The 21,273-nt window shown below is 71.2% G+C and carries 19 protein-coding genes; 6 read left to right on the top strand and 13 right to left on the bottom strand.

Going from position 1 to position 21,273, the window contains the following annotated elements:
• Positions 1 to 279 precede the first annotated feature (279 nt).
• Genes OG734_RS10870 through OG734_RS10890 form a run of 5 tightly spaced genes read right to left on the bottom strand, consistent with a single transcriptional unit; the run spans position 280 to position 5,842 of the window.
• On the bottom strand, positions 280 to 1,527 hold the full coding sequence (locus tag OG734_RS10870) for an MFS transporter (protein ID WP_330287291.1): 1,248 nt from the start codon (positions 1,525 to 1,527) through the stop codon (positions 280 to 282).
• A complete protein-coding gene (locus OG734_RS10875; protein ID WP_330287292.1) occupies positions 1,511 to 2,668 on the bottom strand; it encodes a dipeptide epimerase in 1,158 nt (385 codons plus the stop codon). Before OG734_RS10875 ends, OG734_RS10870 begins: the two co-directional genes overlap by 17 nt.
• A complete protein-coding gene (locus OG734_RS10880) occupies positions 2,665 to 3,750 on the bottom strand; it encodes a PLP-dependent cysteine synthase family protein (RefSeq protein WP_330287293.1) in 1,086 nt (361 codons plus the stop codon). Before OG734_RS10880 ends, OG734_RS10875 begins: the two co-directional genes overlap by 4 nt.
• Complete coding sequence (locus tag OG734_RS10885; RefSeq protein ID WP_330287294.1) at positions 3,747 to 4,586, bottom strand: Rossmann-like domain-containing protein; 840 nt, start codon at positions 4,584 to 4,586, stop codon at positions 3,747 to 3,749. The genes OG734_RS10880 and OG734_RS10885 overlap by 4 nt, the downstream gene beginning before the upstream one ends.
• Positions 4,583 to 5,842 (bottom strand): ATP-grasp domain-containing protein, encoded by a 1,260-nt coding sequence (locus OG734_RS10890; protein ID WP_330287295.1) that lies wholly within the window; start codon positions 5,840 to 5,842, stop codon positions 4,583 to 4,585. Before OG734_RS10890 ends, OG734_RS10885 begins: the two co-directional genes overlap by 4 nt.
• 155 nt (positions 5,843 to 5,997) lie before the next feature.
• Between OG734_RS10890 and OG734_RS10895 the strand changes: the two genes are divergently transcribed.
• The gene (locus OG734_RS10895) at positions 5,998 to 7,512 is read left to right on the top strand and encodes an alpha/beta hydrolase (RefSeq protein WP_330287296.1); all 1,515 of its coding nucleotides are present in this window, start codon (positions 5,998 to 6,000) and stop codon (positions 7,510 to 7,512) included.
• Positions 7,513 to 7,585: 73 nt separating this feature from the next.
• On the opposite strand, the gene OG734_RS10900 is transcribed toward OG734_RS10895, so the two are convergent.
• Positions 7,586 to 8,509 carry an LLM class F420-dependent oxidoreductase gene (locus OG734_RS10900; RefSeq protein WP_330287297.1) on the bottom strand — a complete coding sequence of 308 codons (924 nt, stop codon included), beginning with the start codon at positions 8,507 to 8,509 and terminating at the stop codon, positions 7,586 to 7,588.
• Positions 8,510 to 8,780: 271 nt separating this feature from the next.
• Between OG734_RS10900 and OG734_RS10905 the strand changes: the two genes are divergently transcribed.
• Positions 8,781 to 8,951 carry a hypothetical protein gene (locus OG734_RS10905; protein WP_330287298.1) on the top strand — a complete coding sequence of 57 codons (171 nt, stop codon included), beginning with the start codon at positions 8,781 to 8,783 and terminating at the stop codon, positions 8,949 to 8,951.
• Positions 8,952 to 9,095: 144 nt separating this feature from the next.
• Here OG734_RS10905 and OG734_RS10910 read toward each other — a convergent pair whose 3' ends face one another.
• The 4 genes from OG734_RS10910 to OG734_RS10925 form a co-directional block, all read right to left on the bottom strand.
• The gene (locus tag OG734_RS10910) at positions 9,096 to 9,569 is read right to left on the bottom strand and encodes a DUF6099 family protein (protein WP_330287299.1); all 474 of its coding nucleotides are present in this window, start codon (positions 9,567 to 9,569) and stop codon (positions 9,096 to 9,098) included.
• 159 nt (positions 9,570 to 9,728) lie between these two features.
• Positions 9,729 to 10,070, bottom strand: coding sequence for a nucleotide pyrophosphohydrolase (locus OG734_RS10915; protein WP_330287300.1), 342 nt, complete (start codon positions 10,068 to 10,070; stop codon positions 9,729 to 9,731).
• The gene (locus OG734_RS10920; RefSeq protein ID WP_330287301.1) at positions 10,067 to 11,239 is read right to left on the bottom strand and encodes an AAA family ATPase; all 1,173 of its coding nucleotides are present in this window, start codon (positions 11,237 to 11,239) and stop codon (positions 10,067 to 10,069) included. The genes OG734_RS10915 and OG734_RS10920 overlap by 4 nt, the downstream gene beginning before the upstream one ends.
• Before the next feature lie 93 nt (positions 11,240 to 11,332).
• Positions 11,333 to 11,722 carry a cell division protein SepF gene (locus OG734_RS10925; protein WP_330287302.1) on the bottom strand — a complete coding sequence of 130 codons (390 nt, stop codon included), beginning with the start codon at positions 11,720 to 11,722 and terminating at the stop codon, positions 11,333 to 11,335.
• Positions 11,723 to 12,015: 293 nt separating this feature from the next.
• Between OG734_RS10925 and OG734_RS10930 the strand changes: the two genes are divergently transcribed.
• Positions 12,016 to 16,149, top strand: coding sequence for a bifunctional nitrate reductase/sulfite reductase flavoprotein subunit alpha (locus tag OG734_RS10930; RefSeq protein WP_330287303.1), 4,134 nt, complete (start codon positions 12,016 to 12,018; stop codon positions 16,147 to 16,149).
• Between the two features lie 121 nt (positions 16,150 to 16,270).
• On the top strand, positions 16,271 to 18,055 hold the full coding sequence (locus tag OG734_RS10935; protein WP_443064850.1) for a hypothetical protein: 1,785 nt from the start codon (positions 16,271 to 16,273) through the stop codon (positions 18,053 to 18,055).
• Here OG734_RS10935 and OG734_RS10940 read toward each other — a convergent pair.
• On the bottom strand, positions 18,052 to 18,567 hold the full coding sequence (locus tag OG734_RS10940; protein ID WP_330287304.1) for a YceI family protein: 516 nt from the start codon (positions 18,565 to 18,567) through the stop codon (positions 18,052 to 18,054). The genes OG734_RS10935 and OG734_RS10940 overlap by 4 nt on opposite strands.
• Positions 18,568 to 18,695: 128 nt before the next feature.
• On the opposite strand from OG734_RS10940, the gene OG734_RS10945 reads away from it, so the two are divergent.
• Complete coding sequence (locus OG734_RS10945; protein WP_330287305.1) at positions 18,696 to 19,193, top strand: MarR family winged helix-turn-helix transcriptional regulator; 498 nt, start codon at positions 18,696 to 18,698, stop codon at positions 19,191 to 19,193.
• A gap of 49 nt (positions 19,194 to 19,242) precedes the next feature.
• Here OG734_RS10945 and OG734_RS10950 read toward each other — a convergent pair whose 3' ends face one another.
• Both OG734_RS10950 and OG734_RS10955 read right to left on the bottom strand, forming a co-directional pair.
• Positions 19,243 to 19,914: a sigma-70 family RNA polymerase sigma factor gene (locus tag OG734_RS10950; protein WP_443064851.1), complete on the bottom strand. Its 672-nt coding sequence runs from the start codon at positions 19,912 to 19,914 to the stop codon at positions 19,243 to 19,245.
• Positions 19,915 to 20,162: 248 nt separating this feature from the next.
• Positions 20,163 to 20,828, bottom strand: coding sequence for a hypothetical protein (locus OG734_RS10955; RefSeq protein ID WP_330287306.1), 666 nt, complete (start codon positions 20,826 to 20,828; stop codon positions 20,163 to 20,165).
• A gap of 185 nt (positions 20,829 to 21,013) precedes the next feature.
• On the opposite strand from OG734_RS10955, the gene OG734_RS10960 reads away from it, so the two are divergent.
• Entirely contained in the window at positions 21,014 to 21,205 is a 192-nt protein-coding gene (locus OG734_RS10960; protein WP_330287307.1) for a hypothetical protein, read from the top strand.
• The last annotated feature ends 68 nt before the right edge of the window (positions 21,206 to 21,273 follow it).

Here is a 21,273-nt window from a genome sequence, read left to right on the forward strand (position 1 = left end):
TGACGCCGTTCACACTGCGGCACGCGCCAGAACTGTTCACACCGCTGTCCGCGCGGCCACCGTTCACACCGCTGTCTGCGCCAGAGCTGTTCACACTGCGCTCGCCGACCCAACTGTTCGCAGCCGCCGCCTCCCCACTCCGGTTCACAGCCGCCGCCTCCCCACGCCGGTTCACAGCCCCTGGCTCACCACACCGGTTCGCAGCCGCCGCCTCCCCACTCCGGTTCACAGCCGCCGCCTCCCCACGCCGGTTCACAGCCCCCGCCTCTCCCGCTCTGTTCACACCGCGCTCCTCTCCGCCACGGGCGCCGGGCTCACCGGCAGCGCCCCCAACCGGTGCAGCCAGGCCACGCCTCCCGCCGAGGCGAGGCCGAACGCCGCGCACCACGCCCACGGCAGCCACTCGGCGCCGCCCCGGTCACCGGCGTCCATGGCCCAGCCGACGACCGTGTTGCCCACGGCGGCGGCGATACCGGAGACGACGTAGAAGATGCCGAAGTAGGTGCCCGTCAGCTCGGGCCGCCCGAAGCCCGGGATCAGCTCCATGACGAACGGCGAGGCGACCATCACGCCGAGATAGAGGATCAGCGCCCCCACCAGAACCGGTACGGCGGCCCACCACGACGCCTCCCCCTCCCCCGCCACCAGCATCGGCGGGACGAACGCCAGCCCCATCAGCGCCAGCCCCGTCGCGATCCAGCGGGCCCTCATCCCTCGCGACTTGAGCGAGCGGGTGATCCGGAGCTGGAGTGCGAGGTTGGCGAGTGTGCCGACGAGGAAGACGAGGCCGGCCGCGCCGTCCCAGCCGGTTGCCCGGCGGGCACCGTCGGGGAGGAGCAGGTAGAGCTGGTTCTCCAGGGTGAACATGCCGACCATGGCGAGCGCGAACGCCACGAACGCGCGGTTGCTCACCACCTCGCGCCAGTCGGCGAGGACCCCGCCCTTCGCGGGTTCGACCTCTCGCGCCGGCAGGACAAGTGCCTGGGCGACCGTGAGGACCGCGAAGATCGCGGCGGCGGTGAGTGCGGACGCCCGGAAGTCGACCAGGAGCAGCGCGCTGCCGAGCAGCGGTCCGACCAGCGCGCCGGTGGTGGCGAACACGTTGAACAGCGCGAACGCCTCCGCCTTCCGGTCCCCCGCCTCCTGCGCGAGGTAGGCACGTACGGCCGGGTTGAACAGCGCCCCGGCCAGCCCGCTCAGCACGGACGCGGCCAGCAGCACCGGCAGTCCGTCGCCGAGCGCGAACAGCCCGAACCCGACCGTCCGCAGCCCGCACCCGGCGATGATCACCCCACGCGCGCCGAGCCGGTCGGCGGCGGAACCGCCGATGATGAACAGACCCTGCTGGCTGAGGTTGCGCACCCCGAGGACGATCCCGACGACAGCCGCCGACATCCCCAGGTCCTCGCTGAGGTGGGTCGCGAGGTAGGGGATCAGCAGGTAGAAGCCGGTGTTGACGCCGAGTTGGTTGACGAGGAGCAGTTGGATGGCGACCGGGAAGCGCCGCATCTCACGCCACGTCTTCATGCTCGACCACCTCGGCTCCAGACTCTTCGGCTCCAAACTCTTCGGCTCCAGACTCTTCAGCTCCAAGCTCTTCGGCTCCGAACCTCTCGGCCCCGAGGCCCTGGACTCCGGTCTCCTCAACTCCCAGTCCATGTCGGCCACTTGTGCGTACAACGCCGTCGGTGCCGCCGATTCCGGACCATGGGTCCCGGGCCAGCAGCAGATGCCCGTCGAGGTCGGTCCAGCGGGCGCGGTCGGCGAGGTGGACGGCGGGTGCGATGCCGAGGGTGCTGGCGGTGAGGCAGCCGAGCATCAGCTCCGTACCGCTGCCCTCGATCAGCCTGGCGATACGTAGGGCCGCGTGCACCCCGCCACACTTGGCGAGCTTGACGTTGATGCCCTGCACGCGCCCGGCGAGCCGACGCGCGTCCTCCAGGTCCACCGCGTCCTCGTCGGCGATGAGCGGCAACGGCGACCTCTCGGCCAAGGCGCCGAAGGCCTCCGGGTCGCCGGGAGCGACGGGCTGTTCCACTGCCTCGACGCCGAGTTCGGCGAACCGAGGAAGCAACTCACGCGCCTGGGCGATGTTCCAGGCCCCGTTGGGGTCGAGGAGCAGTCGTACACCGGGCGCGGCGTCGCGGATGACGCGTACGCGCTCCACGTCGTCCTCCGGGTCCGGCGTTCCCGCCTTGACCTTGAGGATCCGGAAGCCGCTCGCGGCGAACCGTCGGGCCTCGTGCGCCGCGTTCCGCACCGAGGTGATGCCGATGGTGCGGGCGGTCACGGCGACGGGCGCGGCGGACGCCCCGAGCAGCCGGTGCACGGGCACTCCGGCGCGCTTGCCGACGAGATCGAGGAGCGCGGCCTCGACGGCGGCGGTGACAGCGGCCGGCGTGTTGTCGCCGGACGCCAACTCCCGTTCCCGCAAAGCCTCCAAGGCGTCCTCGGGAGTGGCAAAGCGACTCAACTCCACGCCACTGAAATGCCGTTGGAGCGTGTCGGCGTCGAGGCCGTAGTACACGCTGGTGACGGCCTCACCGTGGCCGTGCAGCCCTTCGTGTTCGATGCCGAGCCACACGGCGTCGCGTGCGGCCATGGTGGAGCGGGAGATGCGCAGCGGCTCGGTGAGTTCGAGGCGGACGGTGCGCAGGCTGGCCTTCACTGGTTCCTTTCCTGCGGGGAGAGCGGATCGGTGACGCGGGCGCAGCGCACCCAGCCGGTGGCCTCGGCGGCGCGGGGGTGCGGTATCTCGACCGGGCGGGTCGCCGCCGTGTTCGCGTCGAGGCCGTGGGCGAGGGCGAAGTCGTCGTCGTAGACGGTGCCGAGGTAGCGGTGCGGGCCGTCGGGGAAGACGGTGGCGACGACGGCGCCGGAGTTGACGCGGGCCGCCCAGGCGGCGACACGGGCGACGGCGCCGGTGCTCCAGCCGCCGCTGACGAAGCTCTGGCGGGCGAGTCTGCGGCAGCTGTCCACGGCTTCGGCGGGGCCGACCCAGTGGACCTCGTCGAAGGCGTCGTAGGCGACGTTGCGCGGGTGGATGCTGCTGCCGAGGCCGCGCATCAGGCGGGGGCGGGCGGGCTGGCCGAAGATGGTGGAGCCGGTCGCGTCGACGCCGATGAGTCGCAACGCGGGCCAACGTCGACGCAGTGGTGCGGTGATTCCGGCGCTGTGCCCGCCGGTGCCGACGCTGCAGACCAGGATGTCCAAGTGGTCGAGCTGGGCGGTGAGTTCGGCGGCCAGGGAGGCGTATCCGGCGATGTTGTCGGGGTTGTTGTACTGGTCGGGCCAGTAGGCGTCGGGCAGCGCGGCGAGGAGTTCACGGAGGCGGGCGAGCCGCGCCGCCTGCCAGCCGCCCTGTGCCGCCGGCCGGTCGACGATCTCCAGCCGTACTCCGTGTGAGCGCAGCAACTGCCGCATGGACGGCTCCAGTTCGCTGTCGCCGACCAGCACGACAGGATGCCCGAGGGCCTGCCCGGCGAAGGCCAGTCCGACTCCGAGGGTGCCGGAGGTCGACTCCACCACCGGTGCGCCGGGGCGCAGTTCCCCCCGCTCACGGGCGCCGAGCAGCATGGACACGGCGGCGCGCGCCTTCATGCCGCCCGCCCCGAGTCCTTCGAGCTTGGCCCAGAACCCCGGTTGTGGGCCCGGGAGTTCGGCGGTGATCCGGGCGAGCGGGGTGCGGCCGAGGAGTGCCAGCAGCTCATGGCGTGCGGCGGGGGCGGACCGTATGGCGGCCGTGGTCATCGGAGGCCACCGCCGCCATAGCAGTGGATGGCGCCGGGGCCGCCGTCGAGCCAGAAGAAGGGGTAGGGCTCCGCGCACACCGCGCTCACTCCGTGCCCGAGGAAGCGGGGCAGGATCGCGCTGCCGGTCTGGGCGAACATCACCAACTGCCGTCCGTGCGCGAGCGCGTGGTGTCGCAGCGGCTCGAACGTCCCGTTGCCGAGGGTCATCCCGGAGGCGAGTACGGCGTCACAGCGTCCGCTCTCCACCTCGGCGAGGGCGTCGGTGACCACCGGCTCGCCCCACTCCGTGGTACCGCCCTTGAGATCGCACGGCACATAGTTCAGTCCGCGTGAACGCAGTGCCTCCAGAAGAGAGTTGACGACCCCGACGACAAGGACCGTGGCCCCGGCGGGCAGGTCGAGCAGCGCCACGACGGCCTTCGCCCGCGCCCGCGACTTCACCAGAGAGGACCCGGCCGGGAGCTGGACCGTCCGGGCGCCATGCTCGGGGGTGTGCGGGGTGACGTGCATGAGGTAGGCGTCGAGAGCGGCCACCCGCACGGGCAGCAGGGGGTGTTGGAGGAGCCGGGCGACGTCCGCGCCGACGCAGGTGTCGATCGCGTCCTCCGGCAGCTTCCCGGGTTCGACCGCGCACGACCCGACGGCCGCGCCCAGTCGCAGGCTGAGCACCTCGTTGCGGTATCCGCTCCCCCGTCCGTCGTGCCGTACGGCCTGCCGGGTGGCAAAGGCCACGACGAGGCGTTCCGTACGCGGGTCGGGGCCGAGTTCACCGGCGAGGGCACGGGCCGCGAGTTCCTCGTAGGTCACTGCGGGCGTGCGCAGTCCGGCGTTCACCGGATCACCAGCCCGGTCCGCAGCTCATCCAGCAGGGCGTCCACACGATCCCGCGCGCCGAGTCCGTCCGGGTCTGCGGCCATGACGTGCCCCAGGTATTCGTTGTTGCTGCCCGCCGCCTTGACGATGGTTCCCGGCTGCGCGAGCTGCACCTCCAATACGCCTTCCTGGTCGTGGAGTTGGTCTCCCCCGTCCAGCGACTCCAAGGTCCCCGCCGTCTCCGGGACGAGGAAGCCGATGGCCGCGCTGCGCAGACCCGTGTCGGTGCGGCGCAGGTCGGGGGCGCGGCCGAGGGAGACGTCCACGAAGGCGGCGGCGAGGTCGATGCCGGTGACGTGGCGGACGAGTTCGGTGATCCGGTTGCCGGCCGGGCGAGGGTTGACCTCGACGACGCGCGGCCCTGCGGAGGTCAGTTTGATCTCCGTGTGCGCCACGACCCCCTCCACCAGCCCGAGCGCCTTCAGGGCGCCCAGCGCGGTCTGCTCGGCGGCCTCGGTGTCGGCGGCCGTGAGCGCGGCCGGGAACATATGGCCGGTCTCGATGAAGGCGGGCGCTCCGCCGATGCTCTTGTCGGTGACCCCGACCACCTGGACCGCGCCTGCGTAGGACACGGTCTCGACGCTCACCTCGGGCCCGTCGAGGAACTCTTCGAGAAGCACGACGGGCGGCCGCCGCTGCCCCCGCGCGTTGACCGGGAACGCGCTCAACGCCCGGCATGCCTCGGCGAGTTGGATCTCGTCGTCGACCCGGCGGACGTACATTCCGGCGCACAGGTCGACCGGCTTGACGACGAGCGGATAGCCGATGCCGGCCGCCTCGCGCACGATGTCGCCCCACTCCTCGCACACGGCGAAGCGCGGCCCGGGCACCCCGGCGTCCGCCAGGACGCGCCGGGTGGCGTCCTTGCGGCAGGCGTTCTCCACGGCTTCGGGGCCGGAGCCCGGCAGTCCGAGGTGCCCGGCGATCCGGGCGGCCGTGGGCAGGTAGTAGTCGCACGAGGTGATCACCCCGTCGAAGCCCAGCGCCCCGTGCAACAGCTCGACGTACGGCAGCAGTTCGTCGAGGTCGTTGGTGTCCGCGGTGACCACGTTGCGGGCGCCGAGCAGCGGATGCGCGGCTCCCTCGGGCGCGCTGCGCAGGTAGTGGTGCAGGTCACGGGTGAGGAACGTGAACTCGTGCCCGCTTTCCCGGATCGCCCGTGGCAGCAGCCTGCTCATCGACCCGACCCAGCTCTCGACCACCAGCAAATGAGCCACAACTCCCCTTTCCACCCTGGCGGCCACAGCCGTCAGGGCAGCGCGAAGGCACCCCCTCAGGGAGGGCTCCAGACTTGACCGTGGACACGTTATCGACAATCGTTTTCATTGTCATCTGATGACCCGACGATTACCGAACCGAGATTGCGAGACCCGTGACCCGTCCCCCACGCCGTACGGCCCTGCTGTGCGCCCTCCTGGCCGGCGCCGCAACCCTCATCCCCGCACCGACAGCCCAGGCCACCCCCACCCCCACACACATCCACTTCGGCACCTGCCCCGACTCCGTACCGAGGCCGACGGCGCCCGACACCGTCGAGTGCGGCTGGATCGAGGTACCCCTGAACTGGGACGCCCCGACGACAGACGGCCCACGGCTGCGGATCGCCGTCTCCCGGGTCCGCGCCTCCGGTACGGCCGCGGAGCGGCGCGGCATCCTCCTGGTGAACCCGGGCGGACCGGGCGGCTCCGGGCTGCCCTACGCGGTCACCAAGCGGGCCAAGCTGCCCGAGAGCGTGCGGCGGGCGTACGACGTGATCGGCTTCGACGCGCGTGGCACCGGCCTGAGTTCACCCGCCGACTGCGGTGCGATGGGCGGCCTGTTCGACGGCGACCGTCCGGGTGCGGACCCTGTACCCGTGGGCCCCCGGGCCGAGTCGGCGTACCTCCGCTCACTGCGCGCCCTCGCGGACGACTGCGCGGCGGGCGTCGGCGACGAGGCGCTGCCGTACCTCTCCACCGAGCAGACGGCACGGGACATGGACGCGATCCGTGCCGCCCTCGGCGAGCGCAGGACGAGCTTCCTCGGTGTCTCGTACGGAAGCTATCTCGGCGCCGCCTACGCGGCCCAATTCCCTTACCAGGTAGGGAAGATGGTGCTGGACAGTGTCGTCGGGCCGTGGGACTGGTACGAGTTCGACGTCGTACAGAGCCGGGCGCTGTTGCGTCAGCGCGACACCTTTTTCACCTGGGCCGCCCGGCACCCGCACCGGTTCGGACTCGGCGACGACAGCCCGGCGGTGCGCGGCGCGTATCTACGGGTTCGGGACGGGCTTCGCGAGCGTCCCGTGGACGGGTTCGGGGCGGCGGCCTTCGACCGGGCCGTCTACCGCGCCCTCGGCCGCACCGAACGCTGGGCGGGCCTGGCCGACGGACTGCGTACGTACCTGCGGGACGGTACGCCTGGCACACTCCGCCCCGCGTCCGCCCTCGACTCTGCGGACTCACGCACCTTCGAGGCGGCGAACCGGACGGTGAAGTGCGCCGACGGCCCCGGTCCGACACCCGGACGCATCCTGGCCGACCTCCACCGCACCCGCCGCCTGGACCCACAGCCCGTACTGACCGGCATGGAGGCATCGGCCTGCGCGTTCTGGCAGCACCGGCCCGCCCGTCGCACCCCCCTGGGCAGCCCCGTAGCCCCGCCCGTCCTCCTGATCGCCTCCGCCCACGACCCGGTCACCCCGATCGAGGGCGCTCGCGAACTGCGCCGCCTGCTGCCCGGCTCCCGCCTGGTCACCCTCGACGACGACTACTCCCACGGCGTGTTCGCGAGCCGGGGCAACGCGTGCGTGGACTCGACGGCCGCCGCCTATCTGGTCGACGGGCGGGTGCCGTCGACGGACATGCGGTGCGCGGGGCCGGGGCTGCCGGTGGTGGCCGGTCCGTAGCGCGACCCGGGCGTACCCCGTCGCAACCGGAAGGGGGGCGACCGACGGGGTACGCACCGGCCACACGCCGGGATTACGACAGCTGCGACTGCACCTGCGAGGAGATCAGCTCCAGGTGGTCCAGGTCGTCGAGGTCGAGGATCTGGAGGTAGAGCCGCTGGGAGCCGATCTCGACGTACCGGCCGATCTTGTCCACGACCTCGGCCGGGGTGCCCGCCAGGCCGTTGGCCTTCAGCTCGTCGACCTCGCGGCCGATCGCGGCGGCGCGCCGGGCCACTTCCTGGTCGTCCTTGCCGACACAGACCACGAGCGCGTTCGAGTACGTCAGCTCGCCGGCCTTGCGGCCCGCCTGCTCGGCCGCCGCACGCACCCGCCCGAACTGGCGCTCGGCGTCCTCGACCGACCCGAACGGCATGTTGAACTCGTCGGCGTACTGCGCGGTCAGCCGCGGGGTGCGGGTCGCGCCGTGGCCGCCGACGAGTACGGGGATCTTCGCCTGCGCCGGCTTCGGTAGGGCCGGTGAGTCGGTGAGGTCGTAGTGCGTGCCGTGGTGACTGAACGTTTCACCGGCCCCTGTCCCCCACAGGCCGGTGACGATCGCCAACTGTTCTTCGAGGCGGGCGAACTTCTCCTGCGGGAACGGGATGCCGTACGCCTTGTGCTCCTCCTCGAACCAGCCCGCGCCCAGGCCGAGTTCGACCCGGCCGCCGGACATCTGGTCGACCTGCGCGACCTGGATCGCGAGGACGCCCGGGAGGCGGAACGTGGCGGCGGTCATCAGGGTGCCGAGGCGGATGCGCTTGGTCTCACGGGCGAGTCCGGCGAGGGTGATCCAGGCGTCGGTGGGGCCGGGCAGGCCGTCCCCTTCGCCCATGCGGAGGTAGTGGTCGGAACGGAAGAACGCGTCGAAACCAAGGTCCTCGGTGGCCTTCGCCACGGCGAGCAGGGTGTCGTAGGTAGCGCCTTGCTGGGGTTCGGTGAAGATGCGAAGATCCATGCCCCCATCCTGCACGGTCGAACACCGGTCAACCCCACCGGTGCCCCCTGCCCCACGCCTCCCCGGGCGGGTGAAAAACCGTCAACCCCGCGTGAGGTGCGGCTCCGCACCAGTGACCCCTCACGGCGGTGATCGTTGGCTCCGTCGGTGCCGGCCCGACCGGCGCCCGCACCGGCATCGACCGGCCGGCCAGTTCGATTGCCGGCCCGCTCGTTTCCGGCGCGCACCCGTGTCGGCCCCTTCGGGGGCCAGGGGCCGAGGAGGCCGTCCATTGTCCGAAGAAGTCGTGCCGCAGCAGGCGGGGCCCGCACAGCCGAAGGGGCTGCTGCAGCAGATGGAGGAGATGATGGCCGCGCTGAACGCGGATTTGTCCGCGCTGGATGCGGACCTTCAGTCGGCGGGGGTGTCGTCGGCGTCCGCGAAGGAGACTGAGGCGGGTTGACGGCGGCCCCTGCCGGGGGCTCCGCCCCCAGACCCCCGTTCGGCCTGAACGGCCTCGTCCTCAATCTCCCCCAGAGGGGGGACCCCCAGACGGGCCGAGATTGCCCGGGCCGAGCTGCAAAGCTCGGCCCCCTGTTAGACAGGGCTACCCAGCCACCCGCTCCGCTCCCCCCGCCGCCTCCCTGGCCGCCAGTTTGCGGAGCATCTCCAGGACTCGGTCGCGGGACTCGTCCGCCGCGTCGATGGATTCCATGCACTGCCAGTACGTCGTCTCGTCGTCCGCCGCGCTGGCGATGCCGACGAGGGCTATGCCGGCCTCGCCGAGGAGGTTGCCGAGGCAGAGGAGGGTCTGGCGGGCGTCACCCAGCTCGGTGAGCTGGGCCGCGCGTAAGTCGCCGATGGCGAGGCTTGGTTCGTCCAGTACACCGCAGCCCCGGCCTGCCAGTTCGGTCAACCCCAGTGCCTCGCCCCGCAGTTCGGGTGGCCCGGTGACTGCGAGGCGGCTGCCTATCGCCTGCGCGAGGGCCTGCGCCTGCCACACCTCCGCCAGGGTCTGGGACACACCTTCGCTGATCGCGAGGGCATGTCTGCTCGTCAGAATGAGCTGCACCGCGTCCATGCGCTGCCCCCGTCTGTCCTCGACGCGCTTTTCGCACGTCCGCCCGAACTCCACCGTCCACTACCCAGAGTGAAGGCCTGTGGGGCGAAAAGCCAGAGGAAGGCGGAAATCTGCGGACAACAAATGGGAAACGGACCGCCGCTTTACTCCGGAGAGTAATTATTCTGCCGCCGGGAACCTCCGTTCATTGCGGTCGATCTTCGCGTCGAGAGCCGTCAGCGCGTCGATCCCGAGCACCTCGCACAGTTGGAGCAGATACGCGAGCACGTCCGCGACCTCGTCGGTCACCCGGTGGGCGGTGTCCGGGTCCTCCATCACCCGCGCCGACTCCTCGGGCGTCAACCACTGGAAGATCTCGACCAGTTCGGACGCCTCCACACTGAGCGCGGCGGCGAGGTTCTTGGGGGTATGGAACGGCTGCCAGTTCCGTGCCGCCGCGAAGTCGGCCAGTCTGCGCTGGAGTTGCGCCACGTCCAACTCGGCATGCCCCTTGTCCGTCACGGCTTAAGGTGTACCACCGTCACCCCCTCCACCCCCTCCGCCCAGGACGCGTCGCTCACCGTCCCGAGAAGGCGGATGTGCCCGCGGTCGCACATCCGGGCCGCCAGCCGCAGGAGTTCCGCGCGCTGGTGCACGTCGAGAGCCCGGTCGAAACCGTCGGCCAGGACCGTCAGTGACTGGAGGGCGTCTGGCACCTCGCCGGGCCGGTCGACCGCCAGGACCCCAGGGCCGGTCAGCAGGACCAGCGCCAGGCCCGCGTACCTCAACTCGCCGTCGCCCAGCCTGCCGAAGTGGGTGAGCAGACCGTCGCCCCGGTCGAGTACGGCACGGACGCGGCCGTCGGCTACCTGGTCGGCCCGTACGTCCGTGACCGGGCCCGCGCAGCCCTCGCGGACGGCGGCGACCAACAGCCCGTGGCGGATGGAACATTCGGACCGTGTGCGCCACAGGACCTCGGCCAGGTTGTCGCAGCCCGGCAGGAGCCGCCCGCTGCTCACCGGGACCGCCCCGCGCATCCGATCGGGCAGCGGATCACAGGCGAAGACGGAGCGCAGCGCGACCACCATCTGCTCGGCGGCGGCGATGACTTGGCGCTGCCCGTCCGTCTTCCCGGCCACCCGCAGCGGCAGCAGGGCCGTACCGAGCCGGTCGTCCGGCATCGGGGCGCGGGTGACCGACGCCGAACCGGCGGTGTGCCAGGCGGCCTGGACGGCGCGCCGGCTGGGATCGCGGAGGGCCGTCTCCAGCAGGACCACCCCGCCGGCGCTCAACCGCTCGCCCACGATGCGCAGTTCGGGTTCGGCCTGGACGGCGACGTCGAGCCGTACGGGACCCTCGGGGCCGTCCGCCGTGCAGCCGATGCGGAAGCCGCGCCGGCGCTGGGCGTCGGGGCGGGCGCGTTCCGGTACGCAGGCGGCCGGGTCGGGGAACGCCTCCCCGACGGCGGCGCCGGAGCCGAGGCGGGCCAGCGACTCGTACGCCCTGAGGGCGGTCGACTTGCCGCTGCCGCTCGGCCCGGCGAGAAGGGTGAGCCGTCCGATCGGGAAACCGGCCCGGCGGTGCCCCGCGTAGGCGGACAGCCTCAGCTCGGTGAGGCTCGGCCGGTCGGGACGCGGCGCCCTCTGCGCTGCGGCGGCCGGGGAAGGCGGTAAGTCCAGTGACAGGGTCATATCCGGACCGTAGGCCTCCGCCGGCAAGGCGAACCGTTCCGCCCGCCGCACCTTCCTACGAACGGGGGACCGGATCCGCCTGTGAGGCCGGTCTCAGTGTCCGGGGTGGCCGGCTCCTCCCATGAGCCCCGCGACCTCCGTGCCGGGCGGGGTGAGAAGGAACACGTTCCGGTCGACCCGGTGCATCCCGCTCGCCAGGCCGAAGACGACGCCCGTGCTGAAATCGAGGACCCGCTTGGCGGTGTCCGTCTCGGCGCCCGTCAGATCGAGGAGCACCGGGATGCCCGCCATCAGCGTCTCGGCGACCTCGCGCGCGTCCGCGAAGACATTGACGCGCAGGACGACGAAACGCCGCCTGGCCTCGGTTTCCGCCTCGGGTATCGACCGGTGGCCCACAGCGGACGGCCAGGCGTCCCGGCCTCTCAGCGGTACGACCTGAGCGAGCCCCTCCCACTGTTCGTCGGTGACATCGTGGCTGTTCATCGGCGCACTCCGCCCTGGCTCGCACTGACAGTCTGCATCAGCCAATTCTTACTCATGGTCACCCGATCGGCCCAATACGACACGCTCAGCGACCCCCTATGTGAGAAACATCCGAACATCTATACGTACCTCACAGCACTGACACTCTGGCTGTGCAGCGGGCGTAACCGCTCATGATCGGATCACGTGACATCGACGTAACGGGCAATTCGTACGCTTACCGGTAGCAGGCCCGGCATGGAGAAAGCCAGCGAAGGCCGGCGAAAGACGGAGAGAGACGAGAAAGGCAGCACGTGACCACAACCCCCACGACAACGCAGGTGCGCACCGTGTGCTCGTACTGCGGGGTGGGCTGCGGAATCGTGCTGGACGTCGGACTGGGACCCGACGGCAGGCGGACGGTCTTCAAGGCGTCCGGGGACAAGGCCCACCCCGCGAACGCCGGGCGGCTGTGCACCAAGGGTGCGACCACCGCCGACATGCTCAGCGCGCCCGGCCGGCTGACCACCGCGCTGGTCCGGGACGGTCTGGACGACCGGGGCGAGGAACTGGTCCCCGCGCCCGTCGCGGACGCGATCGCGGAGACCGCGCGACGGCTGCGTGCGATCGTCGACGAGCACGGGCCGGACGCCGTGGCCTTCTACGTCTCCGGGCAGATGGGCCTCGAGGCGCAGTATCTGGCGAACAAGCTGGCCAAGGGGTTCGTCGGCACGAACCAGATCGAGTCGAACTCCCGGCTGTGCATGGCGAGCGCGGGCACCGGATACAAGCTCTCGCTGGGCGCCGACGGGCCGCCCGGCTCGTACGACGACTTCGACCACGCCGATGCCTTCCTCGTCATCGGGTCGAACATGGCCGACTGCCATCCGATCCTGTATCTGCGCATGATGGAGCGGGTCAAGGCGGGGGCCAGGCTCATCGTCGTCGACCCACGGCGTACCGCCACCGCTGCCAAGGCCGATCTGTTCCTGCAGATCAAGCCCGGGACGGATCTGGCGTTCCTCAACGGTCTCCTCCATCTCCTGCACGCCGACGGGTACACGGACCCGGAGTTCATCGCCGCCCACACCGAGGGCTGGGAGGAGATGCCGGCCTTCCTCGCCGACTATGCGCCGGACGCCGTCTCCGCGATCACCGGTATCCCCGAGGACGACATCCGGGAGGCGGCGCGGATCATCGGTGAGGCCAGTGCGTCCGGTGAGTGGATGAGCTGCTGGACCATGGGGCTCAACCAGTCCACGCACGGCACCTGGAACACGAACGCCCTGGTCAATCTGCATCTCGCCACCGGCACGATCTGCCGCCCCGGCAGCGGTCCTTTCTCCCTCACCGGGCAGCCCAACGCCATGGGCGGCCGGGAGATGGGGTACATGGGGCCGGGACTACCCGGGCAGCGGTCCGTACTCGTCGACGAGGAGCGGGCGTTCGTCGAGGATCTGTGGGAGCTGCCGGCCGGCACGCTCCGCAAGGACGGCGCCGGGCACGGCACGATCGAGATGTTCCGGCGGATGGCCGAGGGGCACATCAAGGCCTGCTGGATCATCTGTACCAATCCGGTCGCCTCGGTCGCCAACCGCCGTACCGTCATCGAGGGCCTGGAGGCGGCAGAGTTCGTCGTCACCCAGGACGTGTTCGCCGAGACCGAGACCAACGCGTACGCCGATGTCGTCCTGCCCGGCGCGATGTGGACCGAGGCGGAGGGCGTCCTCGTCAACAGCGAGCGCAATCTCACCCTGGCCCAGGCCGCCGTCGACCCGCCCGGTGACGCCATGGCCGACTGGCGGATCATCGCTGCCGTCGCGCGCGCGATGGGGTTCGAGGGGTTCTCGTACGAGAGTGCTGAGGACGTCTTCGAGGAGCTCAAGCGGGCGTGGAACCCGAAGACCGGGTGGGATATTCGCGGAGTCACGTACGAGCGACTGCGGGAGACTCCCGTGCAGTGGCCGGCCGCCTCGGCGGACGGGCCCGCGCGCAATCCCATCCGGTACCGGGAGATGGAGGGCGAGGGGCTGCGGTTCCCCACGGCCAGCGGGCGTGGTGTCTTCTTCGGTCGGCCGTATCTGCCCGCCGCCGAACTGCCCGACGACGACTTCCCGTTCGTCCTCAACACCGGGCGCGTGCAGCACCAGTGGCACACCCTGACGAAGACGGGGAAGGTCGCCAAGCTCAACAAGCTGAACTCCGGGCCGTTCGTGGAGGTGCATCCCGAGGACGCGCGGGAGTTGGGGGTCGTGGACGGCGACTCGGTCGAGGTCGCGTCGCGGCGTGGACGGGCCGTGCTGCCGGCGGTCGTCACGGACCGGGTGCGGCCGGGGTGCGTCTTCGCGCCCTTCCACTGGAACGACCTCTTCGGGGAATACCTCAGCATCAACGCGGTGACGAGTGACGCGGTCGATCCGCTGTCCCTGCAGCCGGAGTTCAAGGTGTGTGCGGTGTCCTTGGTGAAGGTGCATCGCCCCGCGTCCCCGGTGCAGCAGCCCGCAGCCCCTCCCGCCTCCCTCCCTCAAGTCCTCCCTCAAGTGCCGGTCGCTGTACCGGAGTTCGCGTTCACGCCCGCTCCCCCGCCCGTTCTCAGCTCGCAGGAGCGCCAGTACCTCTCGGGTTTCCTCGCCGGGCTGCCCAGCGGCTCCGTGGGGATTCCCGTGCTGCCCGCCTCCGCTCCGTTCAGCGCCGAGCACGCCGACTGGGTGAACGGGATGCTCGCCGGCATGTACTCCAGGGCGGTGGACGCGCCGCCGCAGGAACGGGTCGGTGTCGGGGTCGAGGTGGACGGCCGCGAAGTCGTCGTTCTGTGGGCCTCACAGACCGGCAACGCCGAGGAACTCGCCGGCGCGGCCGCCGAGCGGCTGAACGCCGGCGGTCACCGGGCGAGGCTCGTCGGCATGGACGAGGCCGATGTGACCGCCCTCGCGCGCAGTGCCGATCTCCTCTTCATCACCAGTACGTTCGGCGACGGCGACGCCCCCGACAACGGCTCCGGCTTCTGGGACACGCTCTCCGGGGAGCAGGCACCGCGGCTCGACGGCGTGCGGTACGCCGTACTCGCGCTGGGCGACTCCTCGTACGACGACTTCTGTGGGCACGGGCGCCGACTGGACGCGCGGCTGGACGAGTTGGGGGCGGTGCGCATCGCGCCGCGCACCGACTGCGAGCCCGATTTCGAGCCGTCGGCGGACGCGTGGCTCGACCAGGTGCTCGACGTGCTGGACACGAAGGACACGCAGAACACGGAGGCTGAGCAGGAGCAGCGAGCGGGCAGTGCGGCCACTCGGGCCCCCGCTGCCGCCCCCTCTCCCGCCGTCCGGACCGCCAAGCCCGCCCCCTCCCCCGCCCGACTCGTCGGCAACCGGCTGCTCAGCCTGTCCGGCGCGACCAAGGAAGTGCGGCGGTTCACCTTCGACATCAGCGGTACGGCACTGACGTACGAAGCGGGTGACGCGCTCGGGGTGCGGCCCGTCAACTCCACGTCCCTGGTGGAGGAATGGCTGGCCGCGACCGGGCTGGGCGCGTCAACCGGCGTGGAGGTGGAGGGAGTCGGAATGTTCTCGCTCTCCGAGGCGCTGCACCGGCAGCTCGACATCACCCGGATCACGCCCGACCTGCTGCGCTTCGTCTCCGAACGGGCGCGGGACAACCGTGAGTTGAAGAAGTTGATGCGGTCCGACAACAAGGACGGGCTGGCCCGCTGGTCGTGGGGGCGCCAGGCCGTCGACGTGGTCGCCGAGTACGGGGTGCGGGCGTCCGCGCAGGAGTGGGCGAATGTGCTGCGGCGGCTTCAGCCCCGCCTGTACTCCATATCGTCGAGCCCGCTCGTCGACCCGGAGCGGGTGTCGCTGACGGTGTCCGTGGTGCGGTACGAGAACCTGCACGGCCGACCGCGCGGCGGAGTCTGCTCGCCCTTCCTGGCCGACGCCGGGCCGGACACGGCGGTGCCCGTCTTCGTACAGCGTTCGCCGCACTTCAGGCCCCCTGCGGATGCCTCGACGCCGATGGTGATGGTCGGGCCGGGGACCGGGGTGGCGCCGTTCGTGGGGTTCCTGGAGGAGCGGCGGGCGCTCGGGCACTCGGCACCGAACTGGCTGTTCTTCGGCGAGCAGCACCGCGCCACCGACTTCTACTACGCGGACGAGCTGGCCGACCTGGTGGCCGAGGGCACGCTGACCCGCCTGGACACCGCCTTCTCCCGCGACCAGCGCAACAAGGTCTACGTCCAGGACCGGATGCGTGAGCACGGACCGGAGCTGTGGCACTGGCTGCAGGAGGGCGCCCACTTCTACGTCTGCGGTGACGCCTCACGCATGGCCAAGGACGTGGACCGGGCGCTGCGGGACATCGCGGTGGCGCACGGCGGCCTGAGCGAGGACGAGGCGGGTGTGTACGTGAAGCAGCTCACGGCGGCGAAGCGTTATGTGCGAGATGTCTACTGAATACCTGCTCGCCCACTGAATACGCATAAATAACTACTGGCCGACATTCTTACCGACATCACACCGGAAGCTTCACCTCCGAACGCGCGCGGCACACCGGGCCCGATTACCTTCCGGTGTCGTGCACTTGGCAGAAACAGCGCCGGACGCAGCGGCGAAGACGAGCCCTCTCCGGACCCGGCCCCGGACCCCGGCGGCCGTACCGGGGTCCGACGCCCCCGCGCAGTGGCATCGTGTCCTGACGCTGCTCGCAACCGTCAGTCTGTTCATCGGTACGCGCGCGGTGTGGACGCAGGCCGCCAGTCACCGGCTCGTCATCGCCGCCGTCATCTCGCTCTGCTATCTGTCGATCCTGGTCAGCGGAGTGCTGGCGCTGACCGTGCGGCGGACCCGAACGCTCGCCCGCCTCGACCTGTGCGTCCTGGTCACGGCCATGACGCTGACCCTGTGCACGTTCGCCCTGAACCACGCCGGCGGGGACGAGGGTGTCCTCACCGCGCAGGCCGCTCGCGAACTGGTCGCCGGGCACCCCGTGTACGGGCAGCCCTGGCCATGGCTCTTCCAGCACAACCCCGACGTCGCCCTGACCCCGACGGCGAACGGCGGCTACGACCTCACGTACGGCTACCCGCCCCTCGTCCCGCTGCTGACCGCGCCGCTTCTGTGGCTCGGGCAGGGCGCACTCGCCGCGACCGCGGTGACGACGGGGGCGCTGCTCGTCGGCGCGGTGACGCTGTGGCGGCTGCTGCCGGTGCCGTGGCGGTCGGCGGCGACCATGGTGTGTCTGGGCTTCGGCTTCCTGCCGAGCTACGCGCGGCTCGGCTACCCGGCGATCGTCGCTCTCGCGCTGCTCATCCCGGTGGTGGTGCACTGGCCGCGGATCGGCGCGGGCGGACGGCTGGGGTGGGGCGGACTCGCGCGGGCCGCCTGTCTGGGCGCGGCCTGCGCGGCGCAGCAACTGCCGTGGTTCCTCGTGCCGTTCCTGCTGGCCGGGATCTACGCCGTGCGCCGGGGTGAGCTGGGCGCCCGTCCTGCCGCCGGGGTGGTGCTACGGATCGCCGGTGCGGCGGGCATCGCATGGCTGCTGATCAACACCTACTTCATCGTCAGCGAGCCACGCACCTGGGCGACCGGCGTGGCACTGCCGCTGACGCAGGACGCGACGATCCACGGGCAGGGCCTGGTGGGCGTCGCGCTCTACTTCACCGACGGCAGCGACCGGCTGGCCTGGTACTCGCACGCGAGCGTGCTGCTGACGGGGGCCCTGCTGGCGCTGCTCGTCCTGTTCGTGCGGCGGCTGGGTCCCGCGACGGTGGTGCTGCCGTGGTGCGCCTTCTTCCTGGCGACGCGCTCGCAGGACGGCTACTACCTGCTGATGACCCCGCTGTGGCTGGCGGCCGCGGTGACCACACCGGTCGCGTCCTTCGCCGGTGCGTGGCAGCCCCGGCCGCGCTTCCTGTCGGGCCCGCGCCGGCGCCCGGCACTGGTCGCGGCGGCGGCGCTGCTCCTCGTACCGGCGCTGACGTGTGCCGTTGTGGCGACGACGGGATCGCCGCCGCTGCGGCTGCGGGTGACGAGGGCGCTCACGATCGGTCCGGCCGCCGTGTCGGAACTGACCGTCCGGGTCACGAACACGGACGACAGCGCCCTCGTACCCCACTTCACGCTCACCACCGGCCAGGGCATGACCCGTTGGTGGACGGTGGCCCAGGGGCCGGCGACGCTGCCCGCGCGCGCGAGCGCCGTCTACCGGCTCCAGCCACCCGGGCCGGTGTTCCGGGTGCCCCGGCGCCCGGGGACGCGCATCCGGCTGCGCGTCTTCACGGCGTCGCCGGACACCGTGTCGAGCATGGACATCCGCCTGCCGGGCGGGCGGTCGCAGGACGCCGTCCGGCCTGTGTCCTAAGCCTTGGCGCGGGTGAAGCGGAGGCTGGTCGTGACCGTCGTACGGCCGCGGATCATGCCCAGCTGGTTCCAGCCCAGGCCGAACTGGTCCCGGTCCACGCTGAACTCCGCGTCCAGGGTGAGCGCGTCGGCACCCGCGCCGGTGAGGCGTGCGGTGAGGCTCGTGGGGCGGCTGATGCCGCGCACGGTCAGCTGACCTGTGACGTGGACGGAGTCGCCGTCACGGAGTTCGGCGCCGCGCACCGCGAAGGTGATCTCGGGGTGGTTCTCGGCGTCGAAGAAGTCGGCTCCGTGGAGGTGCTTGTCGCGCTTGGCGTGCTTGGTGTCCAGGGAGGCGGCGTCCAGGGTCAGGGTGCCTGTGGCGGTGCCGTCGGGAAGGACCTCGCCACCGCCGCCGGTGATGGCGAAGGTGCCCTTCACGGTGACCAGGTTCCACATCGTCTTGTGGGCGATGGCGACAGTGGAGGCCGTCCGGTCGAGCTGCCAGAGGCCGGTTTCGACGGCAACGGTCATGAGCTTGTCTCCTACAGGAACGAGAGTCATCCAAATTTGGACGACGGGGTGATGATCCCAAGGTAGCTCGTTATCCAAATATGAACAACCCCATCGTGCAAAATTGGACTACCGGTAGAATCGACGGCATGGCCGCCCCTTCCGAACACCCCGCCGACATGCCCGAATGTCCCGCCGCACAGGAGGGCGGGCTGCTCCCGGCCGCGCTACGGGGCTGGATGGTCCTGCTCGCCGCGACCGGTGCGATCGAGCAGCGGCTCGGCCCCGTCCTCAAAGAGACGCTCGGGGTCTCCCACGACGAGTTCCTGGTGCTGTGCCTGCTCGCGGACCGGCCCGACGGAGGGCTGCGGATGACCCGGATCGCGGAGCTCCTCGGCCGCCCCAAGACCCGGCTCACCTACCAGATCGCCTGCCTCTCGCACGCCGGGCTGGTCACCCGGCGCTCGGTGTGCGGCGACAAGCGGGGCGTCGAGGTGGCCCTCACCGGCAAGGGCCGCCGCTTGTTCACGGAGGCCTCGCCGGCCCTGGCCGACACCGTCGTCTCGGGGCTCGAGCAGATCGGCCCCGAGGAGCGCGAGACGATGTGCGGGCTGCTGCCGGAGGAGGCCGTCGAGGAGAAGCGGTGACTCTCCTGTCGCGCCCGCCGTCTCCCCCGCCTCCCCCATCTCCCCGCCGTCAGGCGGCCAGAACCGCCGACCGCGACTCCGCTTCCGTCTCGGACTCGGCCTCCGTGAGCAGGTCGACGAGGGTCGCGCGGGCCCGGGCCACGCGCGAACGCACCGTCCCGACGGGACAGTCACTGACCTCGGCCGCCTCCGCGTAGGGCAACCCCATCAGCTGCGTGAGGACGAATGCCTCGCGCCGTTCGTCGGGCAGCGCCGCCAGCAGGTCGAGGAGCGCGACTCCGTCGTCGAAGCCGGGCAGCCCGCGCGGCTGGGCCAGTTCGACGGTCAGCCGCCAGTCCTCGGCGTCGTACAGCCGGGGCCGGGCGGCGGCGTGCCGGAAGCTGTCGATCACCGCGCGCCGCGCGATGGCCATCAGCCAGGAGCGCGCCGAGGACCGCCCCTCGAACCGGTGCAGACTGCCGAGCGCCCGCAGGAACGTGTCCTGGGCGAGGTCGTCGGCGGCCTGCGGATCGGCGGACAGATGGGCGACGTATCGCACCACATCGCGGTGCAGGGCGCCGACAAAACGCTCGACGGCGGCCGCGTCGCCACCACGGGCCGCGAGCGCCCAGGCGGTTATCGACTCGTCCAGCGGGAGAGCCGAGGAGGTCGGCGAGGCAGGGGAGGCCGGCGAGGCAGCAGGGGCCGGGAGGGTCGGGGCGGGCGGTACAGGAGTGATCACCTGGTGTCCTTCTCGGATCATCGATCATCCGGAATCCGGCAGGGCGGCGGCCCACGAAGCTGCCGCGACGCAAGGCATGACGATGCGTTGCGATGCATTGCGTGAGCCGTGGGCGCACGCCGCTACCGGTGGAGGGAGGACGGCCGTACGCGCGTGGACGGGTACGACCGAGGCCCGAGGCGCCTGCGGAGGCCGGCCGACGTGGATCGTGTCGGCGTCACCTGGAGCGGCCCGGGGAACCAGCTGTCTCAGACGACAGCGATCCCCGTCGGCGGGCCCCGAGAAGTGATCGTGTGGACGAGCGGAAGCAGCCTCGGCGCCCGGTCCGAGCTGCCGTGTCGCGGGCGCGGACGGGGACGTTCCGGCGTCGCCGGCAGCGCGAGCGCCAGCCGCAGCGGAGCGGCCAGCCGGCCGGCCACCGCCCGCAGGATGCGGAACGCGGCCCGCTCGCCGTACGCCAGCCACAGACCGCACAGCAGCGCGGCGAGCGTGTGGGCGGCGAGCATGCCGTACGAGGACGACAGGACGTCCATGCCGTGGCCGCCGTGGGCCATGTGACCCACGCTCATGTCCATGCCCATGTCCGAGCCGGTGTCCGCGTGGGCCATGTCCATGGAGTCCATCGGCATGCCGCCGGAACCCAAGCCCGCGCCCGAGCCCGAGCCCTGCGCGAAGGAGAACGCCGAGTGGAGCGCGCCCTGGGCGACGACCACCACGCCCACGACCAGCGGGAGTCCGCGCTCGCGGCCGGTCAGGCACCAGCCCGCACCGCCCGTGACCAAAGCCCCTGCGGCCAGCGTCCACCAGGCGACGGTCGAGCCGGACATCAGGACGTGCCCGAGGGCGGCGAGCAGCACACAGACGGCCGCGAACACCGCGGCCCGTAGCGTGCGTGAACCCCACCCGGCAGTCATGACGGCCCTCATCCTCCCATCCAGGGGGCGAACGTCACTGGTGGGTACGTAAATTACTGATCAACCGTTCGGCGGATACTGTGGCGAACTGCGAGTTTCCAGGCCGGAAGCATGGCGCAGAACGCCTCCCCGCCGAACTCGTCGCTCCGCATTCAGATCGAACCCACAGTTCCTGTCAGCCCTGGATGTACGCCCCTGTTGTCGGCCCCGCCCCCTCCTCCGGCGGGGTGACCGGCCAGGTGATGGCACTGTTCCACGGCCGTTCCTCCGCGCGCTTCGCCTTCCTGGCGGGCTTCTCGATCATCCTGATGACGGCCGCCGGGTCCCTGGAACGCCTTAAGGGGGACGCGACGAAAATCGCCCGCTCCGTGAAGTAGGCCAACCAGTTTTGAACGTGTTCAACTTTCTGCGCTACGCTCACGGGACACGTTCCAAGCTCGAGGGG

It is taken from the genome of Streptomyces sp. NBC_00576, from assembly GCF_036345175.1.
Classification (GTDB): Bacteria; Actinomycetota; Actinomycetes; order Streptomycetales; family Streptomycetaceae; genus Streptomyces.

Excerpts from the sequence above, each read along its gene's own strand:
- OG734_RS10870 (WP_330287291.1), bottom strand. The coding sequence starts at position 1,527 with ATGAAGACGTGGCGTGAGATGCGGCGCTTCCCGGTCGCCATCCAACTG.
- OG734_RS10880 (WP_330287293.1), bottom strand. The coding sequence starts at position 3,750 with ATGACCACGGCCGCCATACGGTCCGCCCCCGCCGCACGCCATGAGCTG.
- OG734_RS10900 (WP_330287297.1), bottom strand. The coding sequence starts at position 8,509 with ATGGATCTTCGCATCTTCACCGAACCCCAGCAAGGCGCTACCTACGAC.
- OG734_RS10910 (WP_330287299.1), bottom strand. The coding sequence starts at position 9,569 with ATGGACGCGGTGCAGCTCATTCTGACGAGCAGACATGCCCTCGCGATC.
- OG734_RS10920 (WP_330287301.1), bottom strand. The coding sequence starts at position 11,239 with ATGACCCTGTCACTGGACTTACCGCCTTCCCCGGCCGCCGCAGCGCAG.
- OG734_RS10925 (WP_330287302.1), bottom strand. The coding sequence starts at position 11,722 with ATGAACAGCCACGATGTCACCGACGAACAGTGGGAGGGGCTCGCTCAG.
- OG734_RS10940 (WP_330287304.1), bottom strand. The coding sequence starts at position 18,567 with ATGACCGTTGCCGTCGAAACCGGCCTCTGGCAGCTCGACCGGACGGCC.
- OG734_RS10945 (WP_330287305.1), top strand. The coding sequence starts at position 18,696 with ATGGCCGCCCCTTCCGAACACCCCGCCGACATGCCCGAATGTCCCGCC.
- OG734_RS10955 (WP_330287306.1), bottom strand. The coding sequence starts at position 20,828 with ATGACTGCCGGGTGGGGTTCACGCACGCTACGGGCCGCGGTGTTCGCG.
- OG734_RS10960 (WP_330287307.1), top strand. The coding sequence starts at position 21,014 with ATGTACGCCCCTGTTGTCGGCCCCGCCCCCTCCTCCGGCGGGGTGACC.